The following is a 296-nucleotide window of genomic DNA, read 5'->3' on the forward strand; positions in this document are numbered from 1 at the left end:
CCGGTGGAGACGAGGCGGTGTCGCCCGTCCGGGTTGGGGAGCACCGCGACCCCGGAAACCCAACCGGTGTGGCCGGTTAGCTCGGCTAGCTGAGTGCCGTCGTCGGGGTCCCATATACGCACGGTCCCGTCGCTGCTGCCGGAGACGATGCGGTGCCGATTTTCCGGACCGGGTAGGACCGCCAGGGCGGTCACCTCTTCGGTGTGGCCGGTGAGTTCGGCGAGCTCGGAGCCGTTGTCGGGGTCCCATACGCGCACCGTCCGGTCGCTGCTGCCGGAGACGATGCGGTATTGATT

At 68.6% G+C, this 296-nt stretch carries 1 pseudogene; it reads right to left on the reverse strand.

Annotated features, from left to right (window positions below):
* A pseudogene (locus AB0N27_RS01510) lies at nucleotides 1-296 on the reverse strand (hypothetical protein); the annotation flags it as partial.

It is taken from the genome of Micromonospora sp. NPDC093244, from assembly GCF_040683695.1.
In the GTDB taxonomy this organism is placed as follows: Bacteria; Actinomycetota; Actinomycetes; order Mycobacteriales; family Micromonosporaceae; genus Micromonospora.